The following is a 2,002-nucleotide window of genomic DNA, read 5'->3' as shown; positions in this document are numbered from 1 at the left end:
CCAGCAAGTGAATTTGATAGCTGGGATGGGGAAAAATGGCAATTTGATAAAAATAAACAGCTTCAATATGAAATCAATCAAGCTTCAACCAAGAAAAATCAACTTCTCACTGAAGCAACTACGCAAATCAGTTATTTACAAGATGCCGTTGATTCACAAATTGCCAGTGAACAAGAAGCGCAATTACTCGTTGAATGGAAAAAATATCGAGTGCTAGTAAATCGTATTGATATTGAACTAGCGCCAAATATTGAATGGCCAAACCAACCAAAATAAAGTAACGAATAAATAAAAACCTTAGTAATGTTGAAGTGACCCCATAAAGTTGGTCACTTTTATTAAGTGGCTTGTAAGGCCTGATTTCGATATTCAACCGGAGTCAGGCCTTTTAATTTGGCTTTAATCCGTTTGGTGTTGTAGTATTCAATATATTCTTATATTTATAACGTTTTGTTATCTTAGCTGTTTGTAATCATTTTTTTTACAAATCCATCCATTAACTAACTTTTTTAGACTGTGTCACTATCTTTAGCAAGCCATTTTATAAAATGCAAATCCAATGCACTTTATAAAGTATTCATAAATTAGACATTTAAAACAAACATAATCAGCTCATTCGATCGTCTTATTAGCGATTCGAATTTTTATTTATAGGATAAAAATATGGGTCAAAAATTTTATACGTTACTTACTCAACAAGGGGCAGCATTACTAGCAAATGCTACTGCTTTAGGTATTCCACTCAAATTAAGTAAGATGGCTGTTGGTGATGCAAATGGTAATCCGACAACACCAGATGCTAGTCAAACCAAATTAGTTCACGAAGTGTATCAAGCACCACTTAATTCATTGAACACTGATGAAAAAAATCCTAATCAAATTATCGCTGAATTAGTTATTCCTGAAAATCAAGGCGGTTGGTTTATTAATGAAATCGGCTTATATGATAAAGATGATAATTTAGTTGCTGTCGGTAATTGCCCTGCCACCTATAAACCAAAACTATCTGAAGGCAGTGGTCGCACACAAGTCATACGAATGATTATTGTGGTTGATAATGTTAATGCTGTTGCTCTTAAAATTGATCCATCGGTGGTATTAGCCACCCGTCAATATGTGAATGATTTAATTACCAGCAAAATAGTAACTCATGAAAAATCAACTAATCACCCAGATGCGACGACTAAATCAAAAGGTTTTGTGCAATTAAATTCAGCTACTGATTCAACAATTGAAAATCAAGCTGCAACTCCCAAAGCAGTTCGAGATGCTTATGAATATGCACGATTTTCCGACATAAAAGCTCAGTCTGCATATGATCATGCAAGCGCAGCCCATAAACGAATTGATCCAATTGCAGATAAGTTTCAATCGCACGAATTTGAATCTCGAATATTTTCACAAGATAAAAGATTTTACCAAATCGTTCGCGATGATGGTGTCGTTGGTTTATACAGCCTAGTAAAAAATGATTTTTCTTGGTTTATCAATCATGATGGTTGGATATCAGGATTTATTGAAGCACCTCGTATAGGTGGTTTAGATGAATTTGTTAAAGATCGTGTTTTACCCGTTGGAATTCCGCAACCATGGCCTAGTAATCAACTTCCTTCAGGTTGGCTTGAATGTAATGGTTCTTCATTTGATGTTAATCGATTTAAAAAACTTGGAAGTATTTATTGGTGGGGACGTTTACCAGATTTGCGTGGCGAATTTATTCGAGGTTGGGATAATACTAGAGGAGTAGATGCTGGACGTGAAATATTAAGTTGGCAAAATTACGCAATTCAAAGCCATAATCATAGTATAAATTCACTAACTAGTTTTAGTTCCTCAGGAAATGTTAATGCATCAGTTGCACGTGGTTCACAACAAACTGGATGGACTAATAATTATGGTGAAAACGAAACTCGCCCTAGAAATATCGCATTTATGTATATCGTTAAAGCAGAATAAATAGGAGAAAAATAATGAAATATCAATTAAAACCAGAATCAGCAGT

General features: G+C 34.5%; 2 protein-coding genes and 1 pseudogene. 2 read left to right on the top strand and 1 reads right to left on the bottom strand.

The window, feature by feature from the left end; genetic code table 11:
- The coding region (locus H3T96_RS14525) for a tail fiber assembly protein (protein ID WP_144093568.1) at window positions 1–276 on the top strand (276 nt) is incomplete at its 5' end.
- A 62-nt stretch (window positions 277–338) separates the two neighbouring features.
- Here the strand turns inward: H3T96_RS14525 and H3T96_RS14520 are convergent.
- Window positions 339–434: pseudogene (locus H3T96_RS14520) on the bottom strand (IS3 family transposase); the annotation flags it as partial.
- Between the two features lie 229 nt (window positions 435–663).
- On the opposite strand from H3T96_RS14520, the gene H3T96_RS14515 reads away from it, so the two are divergent.
- A complete protein-coding gene (locus tag H3T96_RS14515; protein ID WP_144093566.1) occupies window positions 664–1,956 on the top strand; it encodes a phage tail protein in 1,293 nt (430 codons plus the stop codon).
- The last annotated feature ends 46 nt before the right edge of the window (window positions 1,957–2,002 follow it).

Origin of the sequence: Gilliamella sp. W8136 (genome assembly GCF_016101285.1) — a bacterium.
Lineage (GTDB): Bacteria > Pseudomonadota > Gammaproteobacteria > Enterobacterales > Orbaceae > Gilliamella > Gilliamella apicola_N.
Note: the sequence above shows the minus strand (reverse complement) of the source record. Positions and strands in the feature narration are given on the sequence as shown.

Coding starts and splice junctions, on each gene's coding strand:
- H3T96_RS14515 (WP_144093566.1), top strand. CDS start 664: ATGGGTCAAAAATTTTATACGTTACTTACTCAACAAGGGGCAGCATTA.